We start from the raw sequence: 20,742 nt of genomic DNA, 5'->3' as shown, positions 1-20,742 counted from the left end.
GCTGTGAGCTGGGTCTCGGCCAATGTAGGTTCTCTCTATGTCCGCGGAGAAGTCATGGATGGAACTTCTGCTCGACGACGCGTCGATCGATCGTCTCGAGGAGCATCGGAAGGCATTTCCAGGTGCCGAGGCGCACGCAGCTCTGCGGCTACGCGCCCTGCTGGATCAGCGACGTCAACGCAGCACGGAGTTGGCGGCACTCAACGACATCGCCGTGCGACTGACGACGGTGCGAGACAACCGTGCTCTTCTGCAAGAGGTCGTCGATCAGGCACGCAGGCTTCTCGGCGTCGACCTCGCCTACATGGGGTCCGTACAGGGAGACGAGTTCGTCATCGACGTCACCAGCGGAGCCCTGACTCCCCGGCTCGTCGGCCTTCGGCTCGAACAGGACGCAGGGCTGGTCGGACTCATCGTGCGCAGTGCGTCGCCGTCGTGGACCCCCGACTACCAGAGCGAGCCGGCGTTTCAGCACATCACCGGTGCGGACAGCGCGGCCCGCTCGGAGAACATGCGCGGTCTGCTCGGCGTGCCGTTGCGGGTGGGCGATCGAGTGATCGGCGCACTGTTTGCATGCAAGCGCCAGGAACGCGACTTCGCAGACAGTGAGATCGCCCTGCTCTCGGCGCTGGCCGCGCACGCGGCCATCGCCATCGAGAACGTACGGACCATCGATCGGCTAGAGACGCTGAATGCCGAATTATCGGAACGCACAGCCGAACTCGAACAGACACTGCAGTGGGACCGAACGTTGACCCAGGTGGTCCTGCGCGGCGGCGGCGTACGGACACTGGTGCGCGAGATTGCTGTATTGACCGAGCGTCCGGCGTACTTCGTTCCGGATGCCGCTGCGGTTCCCGCGGCACTGGCGGTCCACTCGGCGGAGGTCGACGAACTGCTACGCATGTGTGGCGACGGCAAGGACACCGTGTCGACGACGTCGATGACGGCTCATCGGGTGGCCGCAGCCGGTCAATTCCTCGGCGCGCTGATCTCGATCGGACCGGACGATGCCAGGACGCGTCTGCTGCTCGATCGAGCCGCGCCTGCAGTGGCCCTGTCACTCGCCGAGGAGCGGGCCGCCGCCGATTCCGCGCGGCGCGCCCAGGATGCGTTCCTGGTGGACCTGCTCTCGCACCCGGCGTCCACTCCGGATGCCGAACGGCGACAACTCCATTTGGCCGGACTTGCCCCCGACACGTCGTACTGTGTAGCCGTCGCGCAGGGTGCGTCGAGAACCAAGCTCGGCCGATTTCCGGCAGGATCTGTTGTCGCGGAGCAAGGTTCGCGCCTGATCGTGGTGGTGCCCGCGCACGATTCGGCGACGGTCACACCGATGTTCCTCGCCGGTGCCACCGTCGGAATCTCCGAGCCGAGCACCGGACCCGAGGCGCTGGCAAAGGGCTATCGGGAAGCTCGGCAGACCGTCGACGTGTTGGTCACCCTCGGCCGCGAGGGGGAAGCATGTTCGGCGCGGGGGCTGGGAATCTATCGAATTCTGCTCAGCCACTTGGCGCGTGAACATCTCGACGAACTCACGCAGGAAAAGTTGGGTCCGCTGTTGGCCGAGCAGAACAAGCGCGGGGTTCCGCTGATGGAGACACTCTCGACTTATCTGGCGCGTGGACGCCATCATTCGGCAACCGCGTCGGCTCTCGGGGTGCATGTCAACACGCTCTATCAACGACTCGACGCGATCGACCGTCTGATCGGAACGCACTGGCGCGACCCGGACAATGCTCTCGATCTTCAGGTCCTGATGCGGCTGCGCAGATCGGCCGACCTGCTGGGTCTGTGACGTCGATCGGGCTCTTCGGAACGTGGTCGGTGGGCGAAAGCGGCCGGCAGTCGAGCCCTAACTGACGTCAGATCTCGATTCCCGTTGCCTCGACCACATTCGCCCACAATGCATCTCGCACCCGCGCGGAATCTCCGCGCCAGGAGGGATAGTGCGTCGGCCGCGGCGCTCGGTCGTGCCAGAATGTGCCGGTGCTGGTCAACGCAGGATCAGCGGCCACGAGCCAGACGATGGTGTCGGCACCGTCGTCGGCGCTGCGCAGAATGGGCTTCATCACCGAATCGAACAGTGGCATGGAGCCGGTGACGCCCGGCGTGGACGCCCAGCCCGGGTGCATGCTGTGCACCACCGGATCGTCCTCGAGCGAAAAGCGTTCGGCCAGTTGCTCGGCCACCACCACCTGCATTCGTTTCGTTCGGGCGTACGCCGTCATGCCGGAGTACTTGCCGTTCTCGTACTCGAAGTCTGGGTTCTGAAGGGGCACCGCGTACATGCCGCCGCTCGATACGAACACCACCCGCGATCCGGCGTCGAACAATTCTCTCAGTCCCACCGTCAGTGCTACCGGTCCGAGAAGATGGGTGGCGAAAGCGGATTCGTGACCCTGCGCGGAGAGTCGTCGTGAATCGGGCATCACCCCGGCGCAGTGCACGAGTGCATGCACCGATGTCAGTTCGGACGCCAACGCCGCGATCAGGGCCGCCACCGAATCGAGATCGCTGACATCGCACTCACGCACCACGAGCGAGGCGTCGGGCACTTCGGTTCGGATCACAGCAGCGGCGGCGTCGAGCCGCTCGGCCGATCGTCCGACCAGGTGCACCCGCGCTCCGAGGCGGGCGAGCTGCTTCGCGGTAGCTGCTCCCAACCCCGAGGATGCGCCGGTCACCACCATGTCGATGGGGGAGGCGAACGGTAACGGATCGGCGGCCCAGAATCGCCGACGCACCGTGGCACCGATTCGGGAGTAACCGGGAACGACGGCTCTGTCGAGAATCGTGTCCACCGTGCGGCTCAGCAATGACATGCTGCGCCAGTACCCCAGGGAGTCGGGATGTATGCGCGTCGGCAGCGACTGCTCGATGCCATGATGAGTCCATGGCGCACACCACGGTCTCAGACGTCACCCGCGACATCCTCGCCGAACTGCCCGCCCATCGACGCGAGACGTTCGAGCTCCGCCTCGAACAGTGGTTTCCCGATCTGCACGACGCCGTCACGGCTGTCTACCCCGAGCCTGATGCAGTGGCTGCCACGCTCGTGGAGATCGCCGCCCGTGCGTACGCGGAGCGGTCCGAGGATCTGCACAGACTCGATCAGCGTCGACTGCTCGAACCCGATTGGTTTCAGCAGCCGGACATGTTCGGCTACGCCTGCTATGTGGACCGTTACGGCGAGACGCTGCGCGGAGTCGGTGAACGACTGGATCACCTGACCGATCTGGGTGTCACCTACCTGCATCTGATGCCGCTGCTTCGACCGCGGCCGGGCGACAACGACGGCGGCTACGCAGTGATGGACTATCGCGCGGTGCGAGAAGATCTGGGCACCAACGAGGATCTGCGTACTCTCGCCGAGACTCTGCGCGGACGTGGTATCAGCATGGTGGTCGACCTGGTCCTCAATCACGTTGCTCGCGAACATGAATGGGCTGTCAAGGCGCGAGCCGGTGATCCCGTGTACCGCGACTACTTCTTGATCTACCCCGATCGGACGACCCCGGATTCCTACGAGCGCACCCTCCCCGAGGTATTTCCGGACTTCGCGCCGGGCAGCTTCACGTTCGACGACGAACTCGGCGAGTGGGTGTGGACCACGTTCAACGAGTGGCAGTGGGATCTGAACTGGGCCAATCCGGCTGTGCTGGAGGAGTTCGCGAGCATCGTGCTGCACCTGGCCAACCTCGGGGTGGAAGTGCTCCGCCTCGATGCGATCGCATTTCTGTGGAAGCGGCTGGGCACCAATTGCCAGAACCAGCCCGAAGTGCATGCGATCACCCAGGCTCTCCGAGCGACCGCTCGCCTTGCCGCTCCGGCAACGCTCTTCAAGGCCGAAGCAATCGTCGGCCCACGCGATCTGTTGCCGTATCTGGGGCAGGGCAGACACACCGGGCGAGTATCGGACATCGCGTACCACAACTCGCTGATGGTGCAGGTCTGGTCGATGTTGGCCACGGGCAGTACGGCTTTGGCGCGTCATGCACTGGCGTCGTTACCGCCCACGCCACCGAGTGGCACCTGGGTGACCTACGTGCGATGCCACGACGACATCGGCTGGGCCATCGACGACGGTGACGCGGCGTCGCTCGGATTGTCGGGTGCAGGCCATCGGCATTTTCTGGCCGACTGGTACTCCGGCGAGTTCGATGGTTCCTGGGCCGAAGGGCTTGTGTTCCAGTACAATCCGGACACCGGGGATCGCCGGATCAGTGGAACCGCAGCCGCGCTCACCGGACTGGGCCCGGCCCGCCTGGATCCCGACGGCGCGTTCGGGCGAATCTTTCTGTCGCACGCCATCATTGCCGGATGGGGCGGCATTCCCGTCGTGTGGAGCGGTGACGAGCTCGGCTCCCCGGGAGACCCGAACTGGGCAGACGAACCGGCTCATGCCGAGGACAACAGGTGGGTGCATCGACCCCGCGTCACCGACGCCGACCGCGCCGGCCGATTTCAGCAGGGGAGCGACGCCCAACGAGTGTTCGACGGCATCGCTCGTATCGCGAAGGTGCGCTCCGGTCTACCGATGTTGCACGCCGAGGCACCGGTCGACGTCCAGACCGAATCCGACGACGGTCTGCTCGTGGTGCGCAGACGTCATCCCAGCGGCACCCTGGTGGGGCTCTACAACGTCACTTCTCAGCACCGCCCGTTCCCCCATGCGCAGTTGATCGAGCTCGGCATCCCGGCCCCCACCGAGGTTCTCTCGCAGCACGACCTGGCGGTCGACGACAACGGATCGGTATGGCTGCCGCCGTACGCGGCCTGGTGGATCGTCGACAGCCCGTCGCGCTAGAGGACGCATTACCGTGACCGAGCTGTTACCCTCCCCGGGACGGTGGGGCTGGATACGAACAAGGGGACAATCTCGATGCGCGGTCGGTTACGAAGTACGGTGCTCGCTCTGGTAGCGGTCATGGTCGCCACGATGGCAACGGTGCTGATGGGGACCGGTGTGGCGAAAGCCGACTCCGAGCTGGTCTACGTCTACTCGCCGTCGATGGACAAGAACATCCCGATCAAGGTGCTCCGAGCTGCCGGTGGCGGCCCTGCACCCACGCTGTATCTGCTCGACGGGCTGCGTGCGCCCGAGGACAACAGCGGTTGGCTCATCGAAACCGACGTCGAGAGCTTCTTCGCCGACAAGCACGTCAACGTGGTCATTCCGTTCGGCGGCGGCGGAACCTTCTACTCGGACTGGCAGCGCGACGACCCCAAGCTCGGACGGGTGAAGTGGGAAACGTTCCTCACCCAGGAATTGCCGCCCTTCATGGCCGATCGTTTCGGTAGCGACAACGTCAACAACGCCGTGGCCGGCCTGTCGATGAGCGGCACCTCGGCACTGAACCTGGCGGCTCACCGGCCGGACTTCTACAAGGCGGTGGCGTCGTTCAGTGGCTACCCGACGGCCAGCAGCCCCGGATTCGCTCAGGGCATCTCGGTCGCCGTCGGCGAGATGGGCGGCAACGCGCGCAACATGTGGGGCACCTGGCCGTCGGCAGACTGGATCCGCAACGATCCGTCGCTCAATGTCGGCGCGTTGCGCAACACGGCAGTCTTCGTCTCTTCGGGTAGCGGCTCACCGGCGACGGACCCGGTGTTCAACCCGGCCAGCAGCCGCTTCGACCCCGTCAAGTTCGCGCAGATGGTGCCGCTCGAAACCGCCGCAGGCATGAGCAGTCGGGCATTCGTTCCGTTGTTGCAGGCCGCAGGCGGTCGACCCAACGTCAAGATCACCGGCACCGGCGTGCACTGGTGGAACCACTGGCAGCAGCATCTGCACGAGGCGTGGTTCGAGACCATTGCCCCGGCAGTCGGCGGTTGATCGGCAGCGAGTAATCGATAGTCCAACCCGGGTGATTCTCGCTACGATTCCGACATGAATGCACCCGTCATCGCCGTGGACTACACGGTTCTCGACTGTCCCGATCCGGCAACGCTCGCCCGGTTCTACAGCACGATCCTCGGCTGGGAACCGGTGCGCGACGACGGAGATTGGGTGGTCGTCCACGGTCCGGGCGAACTGCGGTTGGCCTTCCAGAAGGCCCCCGACTTCACCCCGGTGGACTGGCCGAACGACGGCATCAAGATTCACCTCGATTTTGTCGTCGACGAGATGGAACAGGCCCGCGACTTCGTCGTCGATGCCGGAGCGACGTTGATCGACGATGCGCACGAGTCGTTCTGGGTGTACCGAGACCCGGTCGGCCACATCTTCTGTCTCTGCAAGCGAGACTGATCTGCGTTACGCGACCTGCGCGGCCGGTAGAGCTCGGCCGAGCCGCTCATCCTCTTGCTCACCGAGCCAGCGGGCGAGAACCTGGCATCCGGTGAGGCCGTCTGCGTACGGCTCCGACGCGTAGGCGATGTGCCGACCGCCACCCGAGTTGGTCCACACCCATCGTCTCCAGCCGAGCGACGTGGGCAGGTACCCGGCAACCTCGGTGGCCGCGGTGCGGAGGCGTCGAACATCCTTCGCCCACTGGGCCGGTCGTAGGCGAGTGCGAGTCGCGTTCTGAAAGCTGTTGCTGCGCACGAGTAGCCAGAGCTCGCGCAACCAGGTCTTGGGCGTGCGGAACGACATCCAGCGCGTCAGGTCGGCGATGTCGCGAACGAGGCTGTCGTCGCTGGCGTTGCAGATCATGTCCGACGCGAGAGCTATCCAATGGGTGGGAATCGACTCCGGCAGAGCCGGCCCGGTTCCGGCAACCCCGCGGCCGGTGCAGCCGGGCACCGCACCGGTCGGCTGCTGTGGATCCGAGACCAGACCGGCCGCGACGATGCGGCTGCCGTCGACGATTCCGTCGTGAACGAGGCCCAGTACTTCGCGAACGACCGTGGCTCCCTGCGAATATCCGATCAGAGCGAGAGGCCCAGTAGTGTTCTCGATCGCGCGACGCAGGCGACGAACTCCGAGTTCGGTGCTGTGCCGGTAGCTCAGTCCCCCGAACGCAACGGGCCCGTACGACGCCGGGTAGCCCACCCAGCGGCCGACGAAACGGTCGTCGAGTGCGCCGACGACACACGACAGGAGACCGGTGACGCGGGTCCGATGGTCGGCCGGACGCGATTCGCCGGTGCCGCCGACCGCGAGTACGGTTACCTGCTCCTGGTTCATGGTTACCGAGTGTGGCCGACGAACCTGAGCCGAACGCCCGACAAATGCTGAGAACTGTCTGGCATTGACTCGTTCAACTCAGTGCGGCACGTACGTCGTCGAGGCCGTCGCGCAGAAGTGTCTCGTAGCGATCCGGATCCGGTACGGCCGCTCGGTTGGACGTCACGCTGATCGCGACGGTGTCGCCGATACCGTGCACGCCGTGCGTGAGGCTCATGGCAGGGGAGAGGGCAGGGAACCCTGCCGTGAACCGAACGGGCCCGCCGCCGAGCGTGAGGTCCGCTGCACCGCGCGAAACACTGGAGACAACAGTGTTGCCCGTGACGGTCGGCGGCACCGCAGTCGGATCGAACTGTGCGACTCCCCACGCCGCCAGGAATGCCGGGACGTGGCGTTCTGTCTCGTTCTGAGATGCGCGGGCTGTCAGCGACACCGGGTGACCTGCTCGCGCTCTGCGCTCGGCCAGGTCTGCGGCCACGAGTCGGCTGCGAGTCCGCAGGTCCGGTTCGGCGGGAAACAAGCCGACGCCGACGTTGCCGAAGTTGTTGCGTGCGCCCACTGCAGCCGTCCGTGCGACGGTGACCTCAGCGGCGAGATCGGCCGGATTCTCGAGAAAGTGTTGTAGTGCAACGGAAATGGCGGTCAGAGCAGTGACGGTGATCGAGGTGTCGGCGAACTGGAGAGCCGACTTGGGCAGCACGATCGTTCGCAGATCCGTCCGGTCCGTAGGCGCAACGTCGAGAGTCGTCAACGCGCGAGAACGTGCAGGAGGAGGGACCGAACCCGACGCGGTATCTTCCTCCAATCGCAGTGCGTCGCGTCGCGCCCGAATGCCGGCGCGAGCCATGCGCACTACTCGCACAGGCAGAGTCAGGGCGGCGACGGCGGCGGTCAGGGGTGCGGGTGGCGCAGTCGGTGTAACGGGCCGAGAGGGCACGGGTTGTGTACCGAACAGCTCGCGAGCAGTTCGGGCGGCTAGTGTTCCGTCCGCGGCTGCGTGCGACAGTTGCAGAACAGCAACAAGACTCGGTCCGTCACAAGCAGGAGCTCCCGATACGTTCGGATACAGGTGCAGATGCCAGACCGTGTGTCGCGGGTCGACCTGACGCTCGAACGACGACGCGACGGCGTCGAGACATTCCTGCCACGTCCGGGGTTCGGGGTGAACGCTGATCGTGTCCGTGGCGGGGTCCATCGCAGTCCAGTGTGGACGCTCGAGACCGAACGGAACCTCTGTGATTCGGAGACCGAGCACCTCGATACCCGCGCTGCGAATGCGCAGCCGTCGCACCGTGGACTCCAGTGGTTCGCGCGCTCCCTCGAAGCAGTACAGCAGAAACTGGTCGCTGGGGACCTTCGATGCCATCCAGTACGCCTGCGCATCGACCGGGTGGAGGCGCGCAGAGCCCGACAACAGGGGTTCGGCGATCGCACAGGGCACACCAGAAGCTTAGGGCGTGCATCGCCGGTCGACGGTCTCGAAACAGACCGGTTTCGTTCTGTGAGCTGTCACGACGTTCGGCCCAGGACTTCTGCATCGGCCTCGGCGTTTTCGGCGTGAATCGACGCTAGCCTGATCCAATGCACCACCGCGCCCCGATATCACGACGCCCGCGCCGCCGCGGGCGGGTGTCGTGACACCGCGGGTCGCGTCGGGATATCGAGCAGGGCTTCGCTTTTCGACCAACGCGGCAGCATCGGCCGACTACGCCACCGATATCTCCTACACCGAATACGGGTCGTCCGCGTGCACCCTCGGAACAGCCGCGGACAACACCGTATTTCTCGCCCCGGCCTACACCGTCGACGGCGTCGGAGTTCTGCAGTCCTCCGATTTCGGACAATCCTGGCGAGCATCGGTGCCGGACGGCACGGTGAACACCGGCCGCCGAGCGCATATGTACTTCGACGATGCCGACGACCGGCTGTTTCTTACCGCCGGTCGCGTCGACTCGACACCGACGCGCATGTTTCGATCGGGCTTCGACCTCGGAATCAGCGACGACCGAGGTCGAACGTGGCGCTTCCGGAGAGTGGCATCCAAGGCCAGGACAGGTGCCAAGGTATTCGCCGGACCTCGGGTGTCCGCACCGGACGCGTCGTCTCCGTCTTCTGCTCGCGTGACGTACCTGTCCGCTCCTACGCCGTTCGCCCTCCGCGTGCGACCTCTGATCAACGCCACCCGCCAGGTGATCTGGCGTTCGTACGACGGCGGGACCAAATGGGAGGTAGCCGGTGGGTTCGACATCGACCCGAAAAACATTCCGGGACTTCCCGGTACGGATTACGTCGCATTCGGCACCGGTGTCGTCGGCCCGGACGGCACGGTCTACATCGGCGGCCGATACGGCCGTCGTTTCGCGGTGGCGGTCAGCCGCGACGAGGGTTTGACCTGGGATGTCCGCATAGTCCCCGGATCGGCGCTCGCCAAATATCACAACCCGTTGCACCTTCTGCTGCTCGCTTCCCGATACCTACTGCCGGAGTCGGTCGCCGTCGACTGCGACGGCACCCTGTACGCCCTCTGGCCGGACCGGGACGGATTGCTGCACGCTTCGTGGTCTTCCGACGGCGCGAACAGTTGGTCGAGACCCGTCGTGGTGTCCGCTCCTGGAGTGCGAGGTGCGCGGTTCGGTGCGATCACCGCCACCGGATCGGGGCGCGTCGGAATTTCGTATTACGGGCGTGAGGCCGGCCGCGCGTTCCACGGCTTCATCGCGCAGAGTCGCGACTTCCGCACTGCAGGGCCGGTTTTCGTCGGTGGAAAGTACAACGAACCCGATGCTCCGCTGTTTCCGTACGGGTTCCGTCGAGGTTTCCCCGGCTCCGTTTTCAGGCGATCTCTCGACGAGATGGTGCGGGTCCGGTTCGCGCCCAACGGAGATCTCGTGACCGGAGCGGTTATGCAGATGCGCGGGCGGAACCGCTTGCGTCCCTGGGCCGCACGCGCGCGGCGCACCGAGACGCAGGCGGTTCTGGGTCGGCTCGGCCGCATCGAACGTTCCTGATGCAGCGAAAAGCCGTGCAGCGCAGAGCTGCACGGCTTTTCGATCGTTCGATTGGACCTGAATCAGGCGACGTTCACCAGGCCGACCGTCGGGAAGAAGAAGCAACTCTTGTCCGAACCGTCGATTGCCTTGTGGTTCACGGTGCCGAACACCGCTGCCAGAACGGTTCCCGATCCGGTCTGCACGGGGACAGCGCGCGCACCGGCAGCGGGCAACGCATTGAGTGCGTTGACCACGAGGGGCCGGGCCAAGTCCTTGAACTCCGCCGGAATTCCGGAGTTGTCGAGGATCGACTGGGCCATGGTGGTGACCAGGCCGCCGAAGTCTGCGAAGCCGCCCTGCAGGGTGTTGACGTTGAACCACGCCACCTGCATGCCGGACTTGTCGGCCGAATCGTTGACGATGCCGGCCGGAACGAACGCGAACATCGTCTCGCCCTTGTCGACGGCATTGAGATCGGGAATCTGCAAGGACGGCACACCTGGGATTGTGGGGATGGCGGGTGCCTTCAGTTGCGGCCACGGTCCGCCGGCACCACCGGCGACGCCCGGCACGATTCCGAGCGGCGCGCCCGGTGTGGCGGCGCAGTTGATCGCAGCGGTCGGGTAGAAGAACGGCGTGATACCGAAGTCGGTGAGAGCCTTGTTGGCCGCGTCGAGGGCCGCGAAGGGGTCTGCGGAGGTGTTCTCGGCGACCGGGGTGCGCGAGTCGGCGATGGCATTCGCTGCGGCGAGCGAAGCACCGTCTTGCCCCTGCAATGCGGCGATCGCCCGGGCGAGCGGATCAGCGGGAGCCGGGTCCGCTGCCGCAGTGGCAGGAACGGCGAGCAATGCCGCGCAGGAGAGCGCGAGCGCGCCCGCCAGACGGCTGAGGCGACGAGACATGTGTGACTCCTGTGACTTATGTGGCTGATGTTGCGTGTGCGCTGATATCACCACACATCATCTTGGCGTCACAAGCTCAGCTGTAGACCGTTGTGCAATCGAGACGGACTCGCGCACCCTGCGTCAGCCGACGTCGATGCCGAAATCGCGCACGATGCCCTCTAGGCCGGACGCGTAGCCCTGACCGATTGCGCGAAACTTCCATTCGGCACCGCGGCGGTACAACTCGCCGAAGACCATCGCAGTCTCGGTCGACGCGTCCTCGCTCAGATCGAAGCGCGCGAGTTCGCGGCCGTCGGACTTGTCGACCACACGAATGAAGGCGTTGACGACCTGACCGAAGTTCTGCCCCAGCGCGTCCGCGTTGTGAATCGACACCGGGAATGCAATGGAATCCACCTCGGGTGTCAGCGCTGCAAGGTCCACATCGATGCTCTCGTCGTCGCCTTCGCCCTCGCCGGTGCGATTGTCTCCGGTGTGCTCGATCGCGCCGTCGGGGGAGCGCAGGTTGTTGTAGAAGACGAAGTAGTTGTCACTGAGCGCCTTCTTGTCGGTACCGAGGCCGATCGCGCTCGCGTCGAGGTCGAAGTCTCCGCCGGTGGTGGAGCGAACGTCCCAGCCCAGACCGACGGTGACCGCGGTCAAGTTCGGTGCTTCCTTCGTCAGTGAGACATTTCCGCCCTTGGCGAGAGTTACGCCCATGTCCAACCACTCCTTCACGCTGTCGTTCGTGCTTCGTCCTCCCCACCCTATTCATGACTGCGGGCGCGGTGCTCGAGTTGCATGTGTGAACGACGAGCCACGCGGGTGGGGTGTGAGCAGTGGGGCTGGCGGTGCACATGTGTTTGTGATGGGATACGACAAAACATCGAAAAGTAGCAGTGACGGCGCGTTTCGTTACGTAGGCGCGCCGTGGCAATCGAACGGCATGGGAGATTTTGTGCAGGTTTCGCGACGTGAACTGTTCAAGTACGCCGCGGCCGGCTCCGCAGCCGCCGTCGGCCTGGCCGCGTGGGGTTCGGCTACCGCTCACGCAGACGCGGGGCTGGGAACGCTCGTCGACTACGCGGGAGGGGTGCCGTCGGCGTCGGCCATCAAGAGCGCGGGCCATCTCGGAGCTGTCCGCTACGTGTCGGATCGGCGTCCCGACGCGACCTGGATGGTCGGCAAGCCGATGACCGCGTCGGAGGCGCAGTCCCTCACCGAGGCCGGCTTGGAGGTGGTCTCCAACTACCAGTTCGGTAAGGGTGCCACCGCGGATTGGCGAGGCGGGTACGTTGCGGGCGTCAAGCATGCGAAACGTGGACTCGAGCTCCATCTGGCGGCCGGTGGCCCGTCCGATCGGCCGATCTACGCATCGATCGACGACAACCCGACAGCCGTCGAGTTCGCCACCCTCATCGCGCCGTACATCTTGGGCTGGCAGTCGGTGATCGGAGCGGAGAACACCGGTATCTACGCGAATTCTCCGACCATCGAATTGGCGTCCGTCGCAGGACTGGGCCAGTGGTATTGGCAGCACAATTGGGGGACCCCGAAGGGGTTCGTACATCCCGAAGCGCACATTCACCAGATTCGTATCGACAAGGACACGGTGGGTGGAGTGAAAGTGGATATCAACAATGTCCTGAAGTCCGATTACGGCCAGTGGTCGAAATCCGGTGCCGACATCGTCTGAATACCATCCGTGTAATTCGGTGGTCTTTTCTCCGGCCGATAAGCACGAAAACAATTCGCCCCCGGCTTCGAGGAAGCCGGGGGCGAATTGTTTTGGTCTCGTGAGCTACGGAACGTAGACCGTGCCGATCGTCGGCAGGAAGTTGCAGCTGCGCGGCGGCGCTGCGGCGTCTTCCTTGGACTGAGTGGTGATCGATCCGGACACCACGGACAGCACGCGACCGGGGCCGGTGTCGGCGATGGCCGACAACGTCGCGGGGCCGTCGGCGTTGATCTTGGCTGCGCCGGTCAGGTCCTGGGTTCCCGATCGGCGGTTGTCGATGTTGAGCCACGTCACGGTGAGCGGAGCAGACTGCTGCGCGGCGAGAGGCGCGGTACCGAGGGCGGTGAACACGAAACCGGCCTGGCCTGCAGCCGGTCCGGGGGGCGGCAACGTGGCCGGTCCGGGAACGGCCAAGGCGGTTCCGACGGAATCTGCGGTGTCGGAGATGCAGCCCTTGCCCAGGGTCGGGTACAGGAACTGTGCGATGACGGGGCCGTCGGAGGGCAGCTCGGGCCCGCCGCCGCCGGATCCGTCCAGGAAGGTGATGACCGATTCCAGCAGCGACTTGACCTGGTCCGGAAGCTGCGCGGTTTCGAGAAGGGCGCGAGCCTGGCCGAGGAGATCTGCTGCGGGAGCGGCACCCACATCGGCCGGCCCTGCAGCTGCACCGACGATGGCAGGCGCGAAGGACGCGAGTGCCTCGATGTCGGAGAGGTTGGGCAGGGGTTCACCGGGAGCGGGCAGGAACTGGGCGATCAGCGCTGCGGGATCGGCCGGAGCAGCCGGCAGATCTGCCGGAGCCATGGGCACCAGAGGCTGAGCGGATGCGCTGGTCGGCACAACGAGTGCGGCGGCTGCGGCCACAGCCAGAGCTGTGACGACGCGACGCGTTCCGCGAGTACGAAGCACGGTGATATTCCCCATTCTGATCATGACGCAGGTCCACGGCGACAGCCGGTGCCCGAGGGGTCACTCTATGTAGAGCGATCCCGGATGTACAGCCGTAGTAGGTCCAGTCCTCCCCGGATGAACTCTATCGAGGATTCTATGGGCCACGCGCTGCGAATTCTCCGCAGAATCGAACAATAGCGTGTTACACGAGTGACCAGTGTGAAAGGTGATGTAAATGTTACGAGGGGATCGGCACGGTTAGGGTGGGTATCGATCGCCCTATAAGCTCGGCTGTCGATAAACGGCATCGATACCGAACGGAACCACACGCACCGTGAACCGACTTGTTCGGCTGGCCCCCGTTCTGCTGGCAGTTTCGGTGATCAGCCGATTCGTCTGGGCGTTCGTCACCCCCAACGGTATGAACCTCGTCGACCTGCACGTCTACGTCGAAGGCTCCGCTGCGCTGCTCGGCGACAACCTGTACGACTACACGTACTCGGTGCAGACCCCGGATTTCCCGCTGCCGTTCACGTACCCACCGTTCGCCGCCCTGGTGTTCTTCCCGCTGCACTATCTGCCGTTCACGGTGGTCGGCATCGTCTGGCAGGCCGCGACGATGATCGCGCTGTTCGCAGTGGTCCGGCTCGCCCTGTCGATGGTTCTCGGCGACGACCGGGCCGCCGAGAATCGCTGGGTGAGAATCGCCATGCTGTGGACCGCGCTGGGGCTGTGGTCCGAACCCGTACGCACCACCCTCGACTACGGCCAGGTCAATGTGTTCCTGGTGCTGCTGGCGCTACTCGCGGTACGCAGCTCGCGCTGGTGGGTGGCGGGCGGACTCGTGGGGTTCGCCGCGGGCATCAAGCTGACCCCGGCCATCACGGGCCTGTACTTCGTCGCCACTCGGCGGTGGAAAGCTGCAGCATTCTCGGCGGTGGCATTCGCACTCAGTGTCGCGGTCAGCTACGCGGTGCTGGGGCGTCAGGCGGCCACGTACTTCACCACGTTGCTCGGCGATGCCGACCGCATCGGACCCGTCGGCTCGGTCTGGAATCAGTCTCTGCGCGGAGCTCTGAGCCGGATCGTGGGCGAGGACGTCGGCCAGGGACCGCTGTGGATCGCCGCCGCAGTGATCGCCGTGGTCCTCGCTGTGCTGGCATGGCGAGCACTCGATCGCCGCGACTACCTGGGAACCCTGGTCATCGTCCAACTCCTGGGCCTGTTGGTGTCGCCTATCTCGTGGTCGCACCACTGGATCTGGGTGATTCCGATGGTGATCTGGCTGCTGCACGGGCCGTTGCGCGATATTGCCGGAGCCAAGATCGTCGCCGGCTACTGGCTGGTGACGGTCACGGTGGGGGTGCCCTGGTTGCTGAGCTTCTTCCAGGAATCGATCTGGACCATTCCCCGTCCCGGCCTCGAGGCCTGGGCCGGTGCCGTCGACGTGATCGGATCGGCTCTGTTCCTCGGCTGGGTCGCCTATGCGGGACGCATCAATTCGCGGTCAGTGCATCGATCCGACGCGCCAAATCCACGTCCTTCTGCGTGAGACCGCCGGCGCTGTGCGTGGACAGCGTGAACGTGAGCGTCCGCCACCTGATGTCGATGTCGGGGTGATGGTCCGCTTCCTCCGCGGCGTCGGCCACGCGGTTCACCACCTCGATCGCGGCGGGAAACGACGTCAGCTCGACGGTGCGAGTCAGAGATTTCTCCGCCACCGTCCAGTGGGTGAGCTGTGCGTCCTCGATATCGCGGTCGGTCAGCAATTCGGTCATAGAAAGATGGTGGCATGTCCGGTACCCCTACCGCTGTGGTTGTCGCGGCCGCGTTGATCGACGACGGTCGTCTGCTGCTCGCGCAACGAACTCGTCCGCCGGAGTTGGCCGGTCGGTGGGAGCTGCCCGGCGGCAAGGTGGAGCCGGGGGAGTCCGAGGACGCCGCACTGGCTCGCGAACTGCGCGAGGAACTGGGGGTCGAGTGTTCGATCGGTGCCGCGCTCAGTGGAGACGTCGAGCTTTCCGGTGGCATGGTGTTGCGGGCCTACCGAGCCTCGATCGTCTCGGGAACCCCTGCGCCGCTGGAGCATTCGGCTCTACGGTGGGTCGATGCCGCGACGCTGCCGACGGTGGATCTGGTCGATGCGGACCGACTCTGGCTGCCGGACCTACAGGAAATTCTGCTCACTTCGCCCGAGCGGTCTTCAGACCTTTCTTGAGGTCTTTCTTGGTCGCGCCCGCGGATTCCAACTTCTTCATTCGCATGATCACGACGGGGCATTTGATGCAACGAACTTTCTTGCGGCAGCATTTTTTCTTGGGCTTCATCCCCGAGACATCTGCGGCCTTTATCTTGCCCATGGGCACCAAGACTAATGGGTGGCGCAGGTCACAGACCTGAGGGTGGCGCGGGGCACTGCCGGACTACGGGTAAACTCGATCAGTCGCGAGAACCTCGCGGTGCAGCGCGCTTCTCTAGCGACATAAGCCCGCTAGCGAACAAGAGCCCGCATTCGACTCCAGGAGAATTTTTCGCGTGAGCGCCCCAAGCAGTGCAGACAACATCGACAGCACCACTACTTTTCGCAACGTCGCCATCGTTGCACACGTCGACCATGGCAAGACCACCCTGGTCGACGCCATGCTTCGGCAGTCCGGCGCGTTCGAGGAACGTGCCGAAGCGATCGACCGCGTCATGGACTCGGGTGACCTCGAAAAAGAAAAAGGCATCACGATCCTGGCCAAGAACACGGCCGTTCACAAGCGCAATGCCGACGGCACCATCACCGTCATCAACGTGATCGACACCCCCGGCCACGCCGACTTCGGCGGAGAGGTCGAGCGCGGCCTGTCCATGGTCGACGGCGTCGTGCTCCTCGTCGACGCTTCCGAGGGCCCGCTGCCGCAGACCCGTTTCGTGCTGCGCAAGGCGCTCGCCGCGTCGTTGCCGGTGATCCTGGTCGTCAACAAGACCGACCGTCCCGACGCGCGGATCGAAGAGGTCGTCTCGGAGAGCCACGATCTGCTGCTCGACCTCGCGTCCGATCTCGACGACGAAGCGTCCGAGGCAGCCGAGCTCGCCCTCGACCTCCCCGTTCTCTACGCCTCCGGCCGGGAGGGCAAGGCCTCGAAGGTCCAGCCCCAGAACGGACACGCTCCCGACGCCGAGAACCTCGACGAGCTGTTCGAGGTTCTGCTCAGCTACGTCCCCGCGCCCAAGGGCAACGTCGACGCGCCGCTGCAGGCACACGTCACCAACCTCGACGCGTCGGCCTTCCTCGGCCGCCTCGCCCTGGTTCGTATCCACAACGGCCAGCTCTCCAAGGGCCAGACCGTCAGCTGGATGCGTGAGGTCGACGGCGAGCCCGTCGTCCAGAAGGCCAAGATCACCGAGCTGCTCAACACCATCGGCGTCGAGCGCGTTCCCGGCGAGAAGGGTGTCGCAGGAGACATCGTCGCCGTCGCGGGCTTCCCGGACATCATGATCGGCGACACCCTCGCCGATCTGGAGAACCCGGTCGCTCTGCCTCGCATCACCGTCGACCAGCCGGCCATCTCGGTCACCATCGGCACCAACACGAGCCCGCTCGTCGGACGCGTCAGCGGCCACAAGCTCACCTCGCGCATGGTCAAGAGCCGCCTCGACCAGGAGCTCATCGGTAACGTCTCGCTCAAGGTCCTCGACATCGGTCGCCCCGATGCCTGGGAGGTCCAGGGTCGTGGCGAGCTCGCGCTCGCCATCCTCGTCGAGCAGATGCGTCGTGAAGGCTTCGAGCTCACCGTCGGCAAGCCCCAGGTGGTCACCCAGCAGGTCGACGGCAAGCTGCACGAGCCCTTCGAAGAGCTGATGGTCGACACACCGGAGGAATACCTCGGTGCAGTGACGCAGCTGCTCGCCGCACGCAAGGGCAAGATGGTCCAGATGACGAACCACGGCGCAGGCTGGGTTCGCATGGAATTCATCGTTCCCTCGCGTGGCCTGATCGGTTTCCGCACCGAGTTCCTCACGGACACTCGCGGCACCGGCATCGCGAACGCCGTCTTCCACGGTTACGCGCCGTGGGCCGGCGAGATCCGCGCCCGCCACACCGGCTCGCTCGTCTCGGACCGTCACGGCACCGTGACCCCGTTCGCGATGATCCAGCTGGCCGACCGCGGCACGTTCTTCGTCGAGCCGGGCGCAGACACGTACGAGGGCATGGTCGTGGGCATCAACCCGCGTCAGGAAGACCTCGACATCAACGTCACTCGCGAGAAGAAGCTGACCAACATGCGTCAGTCCTCCGCCGACGTCATGGAGACCCTGGCCAAGCCGAAGAAGCTGGACCTGGAAATGGCCATGGAGTTCTGCGCAGGCGACGAGTGCGTCGAGGTGACCCCCGAGGTCGTCCGCGTCCGCAAGGTGCACCTCGATTCCAACGAGCGCGCCCGTGAGCGTTCGCGCAGCAAGACGCGCGACAAGGCTGCTCTGTAAGACAGATCCTGTACGGCAGAAGCGACGTGTCACCATCGTGGGACGTCGCTTCTGCCGTACCTGTAGCCGATCACGAAGGAGATCCTCGTTGCGTAACGTACTGATGCCGGTGGTTCTGGCCTCCGCCACTGCCCTGGTACTCACCGCATGCACCGCGGATCCACCGCCACCGATCGAGAGCGTCGAAACTCCGGTCACCACGACGACCGTGCCGTCGAAGACCGGCGACCCCGTTGTCGTGGCGATCGACGACGTGGGCATCGGGTTCAACCCACACCTGCTGGCCGACCAGTCGCCCGCCACCGCCGCGGTCAGTTCGCTCGTGCTGCCCAGCCCGTTCCGTCCCACCCTGAACCCCGACACCGGCGTGACCACGTGGGAGCCGGACCTGTCGCTGTTGATCTCCGCCGAAGTGACGTCTCAGTCTCCGTTCACCATCCGGTACCAGCTACGCAACGAGGCCCAGTGGTCCGACAGCGCACCCATCGCGGCCGAGGACTTCCGGTACCTCTGGCAGCAGATGATCACGCAGCCGGGCGTCGTCGATCCGGCCGGCTACGCACTGATCAGCGATGTTGCCTCTTCGGGCGGCGGCAAGACCGTCGACGTCACCCTCGAGTCGCCGTATCCGGCGTGGCAGCGATTGTTCGCCGACCTCGTGCCCTCCCACCTGCTCAAGGATTCGCCCGGCGGCTTCGAGGGTGGCCTCACCGACAACGTGCCCGTCTCCGGTTCGCGGTTCAACATCAAGACCGTCGACCAGGGCCGGGACGAAATTCTGCTGGAACGCAACGATCGCTTCTGGGGCCAACCCGCCTCGCCCGACCAGATCCTCATTCGGCGCGGAGGCACCCCCGCACAGTTGGCCGATTCGTTGCGGTCGAGTGACGCTCAGATCGCACAGGTTCGGGGTGGGTCTGCGACGCGCGCGCAACTCTCGGCAATTCCCGGGGTCCGCACCGACACGATTTACCAATCACGAGTGTTGTCGATGACCGTGAACGGCCGAGCACCGAACATGTCGGAGTCGCTTGTGCGGCAGGGGATCATGGGTCTGCTGGACCCGAACCTGCTGGCCACGGTCGGGGCCGGAGGAGGGGCGACGGATCGCCGAGCAGCAGCGCAGTTGTCGTCGCCATCGGACCCCGGTTACACCGCGACCGCACCCGCCCCGATCGGCAGAACCGCGGCCCTCGACCTGCTTCGCCGCGCCGGCTTCGTTCCGACACCCGACGCGATCGTGACGTCGATGCCGAGCGCGAGCGCATCCACGACCTCTGCTGCGCCGCCGACCACCAGCGCGCCGACCACGAGCGCGCCGGCTCCCGGAGTGCCCCGACTCGCAGACGCCGGCGGTACCGCGCTGCGATTCGTCATCGGCGCCGTCGAGAACGACGACATCGCACTGGCCGTGGCCGGCACGGCCGCGGACGAGCTCGTCAGTGCGGGTATCGACGCGACCGTCACTCCGCTGCCCGCGGACGAGTTGTACTCGACGGCGCTGACCGAAGGCGGCGTCGACGCCGTGGTCGGGTGGACCAGTGCGGGCGTGGACCCTGCAACGGCCCTGGCCTCGCGCTTCGGCTGTGTTGTCGAGCCGGCTCCGGGGAGCAGCGGCAGCGTGGACGCCCCGCGCAATCTGTCCGGTCTGTGTGTTCCGGAATTGCAGCCGACGATCGACCGCGCCCTGATAACCGGCGTCGACGCGACGATCGTTGCCGAGGAGATCGAGCCCAAGCTGTGGTCTCTGGCGTCGACGCTGCCGATCATGCAGGACCAGTCCGTGGTGGCTGCGGTGCCGGGTATCACCGGCGTCTCGCTGACCGGGCCGGTCGAGGTCGGCATCTTCGCCGATGCCGCGAAGTGGATCCGGACGGTCCGGTGAACACCGTGCGCTTGCCTCGGGTGATCATCTTCGACGTGAACGAGACCCTGTCCGACATGGCTCCCATAGCGGCGCGATTCGCCGACGTCGGAGCGCCCGAGCACCTGTTCCCGACGTGGTTCGCAGGAGTGCTGCGGGACGGGTTCGCGCTCGCGGTCGCAGGTACCGCTCGGCCGTTCGCCGAGGTCGGTTCCGGTGTGCTCGAGGCGTTGCTGTCCGATGCCGCGATCGATCGCCAGTTGGATGATGCAGTGGACCACATCATGGCCGGTTTCGCCGAGCTCGAGGTGCATCCCGATGTGGTAGCCGGAGTGAATGCGCTTGCAGCGCAAGGCATTCGGATGATCACCCTCAGTAACGGGTCCGCGTCGCTCGCGCAGTCTCTGCTCGAACGAGCCGGCGTGCGGAGTGCTTTCGAGTTGCTGCTCTCGGTCGAGGACGCCGGACGGTGGAAGCCGCACGCCGATGCCTACTGCTACGCGTTGGAGCAGTGCGGTATCGAACCCGGCGACGCGATGCTGGTGGCCGTGCACCCCTGGGATATCGACGGTGCGCACCGGGCAGGCCTGTCGACGGCGTGGCTCGATCGCGAGAACCGTCCTTATCCCGACCATTTCGTGCCTGCCGATGTGACAGCGCAGTCGTTACCGGACGTGGCTCGAATGCTCGGCGAGCGATGAACGGCTGCCCGACCCAGAGACCCAGACAAACGATGACACAGCGAGTAGCGAGCGACGAGGCATGACGGA

General features: G+C 65.3%; 18 protein-coding genes. 11 read left to right on the top strand and 7 right to left on the bottom strand.

Translation table 11 applies throughout. The features are described 5' to 3' along the window. Positions 1-58 precede the first annotated feature (58 nt). Positions 59-1,798 carry a helix-turn-helix domain-containing protein gene (locus CH262_RS18855; protein WP_094718168.1) on the top strand — a complete coding sequence of 580 codons (1,740 nt, stop codon included), beginning with the start codon at positions 59-61 and terminating at the stop codon, positions 1,796-1,798. A gap of 67 nt (positions 1,799-1,865) precedes the next feature. On the opposite strand, the gene CH262_RS18850 is transcribed toward CH262_RS18855, so the two are convergent. Then, positions 1,866-2,825: an SDR family NAD(P)-dependent oxidoreductase gene (locus CH262_RS18850; protein ID WP_094718151.1), complete on the bottom strand. Its 960-nt coding sequence runs from the start codon at positions 2,823-2,825 to the stop codon at positions 1,866-1,868. Between the two features lie 71 nt (positions 2,826-2,896). Between CH262_RS18850 and CH262_RS18845 the strand changes: the two genes are divergently transcribed. The 3 genes from CH262_RS18845 (at position 2,897) to CH262_RS18835 (ending at position 6,253) form a co-directional block, all read left to right on the top strand. After that, complete coding sequence (locus CH262_RS18845; protein ID WP_094718150.1) at positions 2,897-4,810, top strand: alpha-amylase family protein; 1,914 nt, start codon at positions 2,897-2,899, stop codon at positions 4,808-4,810. 75 nt (positions 4,811-4,885) lie between these two features. Then, entirely contained in the window at positions 4,886-5,839 is a 954-nt protein-coding gene (locus tag CH262_RS18840) for an alpha/beta hydrolase (protein WP_032369664.1), read from the top strand. Between the two features lie 54 nt (positions 5,840-5,893). Then, complete coding sequence (locus CH262_RS18835; protein ID WP_048315997.1) at positions 5,894-6,253, top strand: VOC family protein; 360 nt, start codon at positions 5,894-5,896, stop codon at positions 6,251-6,253. 6 nt (positions 6,254-6,259) lie between these two features. On the opposite strand, the gene CH262_RS18830 is transcribed toward CH262_RS18835, so the two are convergent. Beyond that, positions 6,260-7,132 carry a PE-PPE domain-containing protein gene (locus CH262_RS18830; RefSeq protein ID WP_094718149.1) on the bottom strand — a complete coding sequence of 291 codons (873 nt, stop codon included), beginning with the start codon at positions 7,130-7,132 and terminating at the stop codon, positions 6,260-6,262. A 73-nt stretch (positions 7,133-7,205) separates the two neighbouring features. Further along, entirely contained in the window at positions 7,206-8,573 is a 1,368-nt protein-coding gene (locus CH262_RS18825) for a WS/DGAT domain-containing protein (RefSeq protein ID WP_094718148.1), read from the bottom strand. Between the two features lie 193 nt (positions 8,574-8,766). Between CH262_RS18825 and CH262_RS18820 the strand changes: the two genes are divergently transcribed. Beyond that, complete coding sequence (locus tag CH262_RS18820; protein WP_094718147.1) at positions 8,767-10,140, top strand: sialidase family protein; 1,374 nt, start codon at positions 8,767-8,769, stop codon at positions 10,138-10,140. Between the two features lie 62 nt (positions 10,141-10,202). Here CH262_RS18820 and CH262_RS18815 read toward each other — a convergent pair whose 3' ends face one another. Both CH262_RS18815 and CH262_RS18810 read right to left on the bottom strand, forming a co-directional pair. Beyond that, a complete protein-coding gene (locus CH262_RS18815; RefSeq protein ID WP_032365349.1) occupies positions 10,203-11,024 on the bottom strand; it encodes a hypothetical protein in 822 nt (273 codons plus the stop codon). Positions 11,025-11,147: 123 nt separating this feature from the next. Then, the gene (locus CH262_RS18810; protein ID WP_032390340.1) at positions 11,148-11,726 is read right to left on the bottom strand and encodes a TerD family protein; all 579 of its coding nucleotides are present in this window, start codon (positions 11,724-11,726) and stop codon (positions 11,148-11,150) included. Positions 11,727-11,952: 226 nt separating this feature from the next. On the opposite strand from CH262_RS18810, the gene CH262_RS18805 reads away from it, so the two are divergent. Further along, complete coding sequence (locus tag CH262_RS18805) at positions 11,953-12,702, top strand: DUF1906 domain-containing protein (RefSeq protein ID WP_032369659.1); 750 nt, start codon at positions 11,953-11,955, stop codon at positions 12,700-12,702. Between the two features lie 105 nt (positions 12,703-12,807). Here the strand turns inward: CH262_RS18805 and CH262_RS18800 are convergent, their stop codons facing one another. Then, positions 12,808-13,668: an Rv1157c family protein gene (locus CH262_RS18800; RefSeq protein WP_045840775.1), complete on the bottom strand. Its 861-nt coding sequence runs from the start codon at positions 13,666-13,668 to the stop codon at positions 12,808-12,810. A 301-nt stretch (positions 13,669-13,969) separates the two neighbouring features. Here CH262_RS18800 and CH262_RS18795 point away from each other — a divergent pair, with 301 nt between their 5' ends. Next, positions 13,970-15,187: a mannosyltransferase gene (locus CH262_RS18795; protein WP_094718146.1), complete on the top strand. Its 1,218-nt coding sequence runs from the start codon at positions 13,970-13,972 to the stop codon at positions 15,185-15,187. Here the strand turns inward: CH262_RS18795 and CH262_RS18790 are convergent. Continuing rightward, a complete protein-coding gene (locus tag CH262_RS18790) occupies positions 15,132-15,413 on the bottom strand; it encodes a 4a-hydroxytetrahydrobiopterin dehydratase (RefSeq protein ID WP_032390337.1) in 282 nt (93 codons plus the stop codon). The two genes, CH262_RS18795 and CH262_RS18790, sit on opposite strands and share 56 nt — an antisense overlap. 14 nt (positions 15,414-15,427) lie before the next feature. Here CH262_RS18790 and CH262_RS18785 point away from each other — a divergent pair, with 14 nt between their 5' ends. The 4 genes from CH262_RS18785 to CH262_RS18765 all read left to right on the top strand — a co-directional run bounded on the left by CH262_RS18785 (position 15,428) and on the right by CH262_RS18765 (position 20,673). Next, entirely contained in the window at positions 15,428-15,853 is a 426-nt protein-coding gene (locus tag CH262_RS18785; RefSeq protein WP_032381364.1) for a (deoxy)nucleoside triphosphate pyrophosphohydrolase, read from the top strand. Between the two features lie 317 nt (positions 15,854-16,170). Next, positions 16,171-18,108, top strand: coding sequence for a translational GTPase TypA (gene typA, locus CH262_RS18775; protein ID WP_032365354.1), 1,938 nt, complete (start codon positions 16,171-16,173; stop codon positions 18,106-18,108). Between the two features lie 103 nt (positions 18,109-18,211). Further along, positions 18,212-19,993, top strand: a complete 1,782-nt coding sequence (locus CH262_RS18770; protein ID WP_094718145.1) for an ABC transporter family substrate-binding protein — start codon at positions 18,212-18,214, stop codon at positions 19,991-19,993. Next, entirely contained in the window at positions 19,990-20,673 is a 684-nt protein-coding gene (locus CH262_RS18765) for a haloacid dehalogenase type II (protein WP_256988871.1), read from the top strand. Before CH262_RS18770 ends, CH262_RS18765 begins: the two co-directional genes overlap by 4 nt. Positions 20,674-20,742: the final 69 nt, after the last annotated feature.

The organism is Rhodococcus sp. 05-2255-1e (assembly GCF_002259025.1).
Lineage (GTDB): Bacteria > Actinomycetota > Actinomycetes > Mycobacteriales > Mycobacteriaceae > Rhodococcoides > Rhodococcoides fascians.
Note: the sequence above shows the minus strand (reverse complement) of the source record. Positions and strands in the feature narration are given on the sequence as shown.

Coding starts and splice junctions, on each gene's coding strand:
- CH262_RS18845 (WP_094718150.1), top strand. CDS start 2,897: ATGGCGCACACCACGGTCTCAGACGTCACCCGCGACATCCTCGCCGAA.
- CH262_RS18805 (WP_032369659.1), top strand. CDS start 11,953: ATGGGAGATTTTGTGCAGGTTTCGCGACGTGAACTGTTCAAGTACGCC.
- CH262_RS18835 (WP_048315997.1), top strand. CDS start 5,894: ATGAATGCACCCGTCATCGCCGTGGACTACACGGTTCTCGACTGTCCC.
- CH262_RS18810 (WP_032390340.1), bottom strand. CDS start 11,726: ATGGGCGTAACTCTCGCCAAGGGCGGAAATGTCTCACTGACGAAGGAA.
- CH262_RS18770 (WP_094718145.1), top strand. CDS start 18,212: ATGCCGGTGGTTCTGGCCTCCGCCACTGCCCTGGTACTCACCGCATGC.
- CH262_RS18850 (WP_094718151.1), bottom strand. CDS start 2,825: ATGTCATTGCTGAGCCGCACGGTGGACACGATTCTCGACAGAGCCGTC.
- CH262_RS18830 (WP_094718149.1), bottom strand. CDS start 7,132: ATGAACCAGGAGCAGGTAACCGTACTCGCGGTCGGCGGCACCGGCGAA.
- CH262_RS18840 (WP_032369664.1), top strand. CDS start 4,886: ATGCGCGGTCGGTTACGAAGTACGGTGCTCGCTCTGGTAGCGGTCATG.
- CH262_RS18855 (WP_094718168.1), top strand. CDS start 59: ATGGAACTTCTGCTCGACGACGCGTCGATCGATCGTCTCGAGGAGCAT.
- CH262_RS18815 (WP_032365349.1), bottom strand. CDS start 11,024: ATGTCTCGTCGCCTCAGCCGTCTGGCGGGCGCGCTCGCGCTCTCCTGC.
- CH262_RS18800 (WP_045840775.1), bottom strand. CDS start 13,668: ATGGGGAATATCACCGTGCTTCGTACTCGCGGAACGCGTCGCGTCGTC.
- CH262_RS18790 (WP_032390337.1), bottom strand. CDS start 15,413: ATGACCGAATTGCTGACCGACCGCGATATCGAGGACGCACAGCTCACC.
- CH262_RS18785 (WP_032381364.1), top strand. CDS start 15,428: ATGTCCGGTACCCCTACCGCTGTGGTTGTCGCGGCCGCGTTGATCGAC.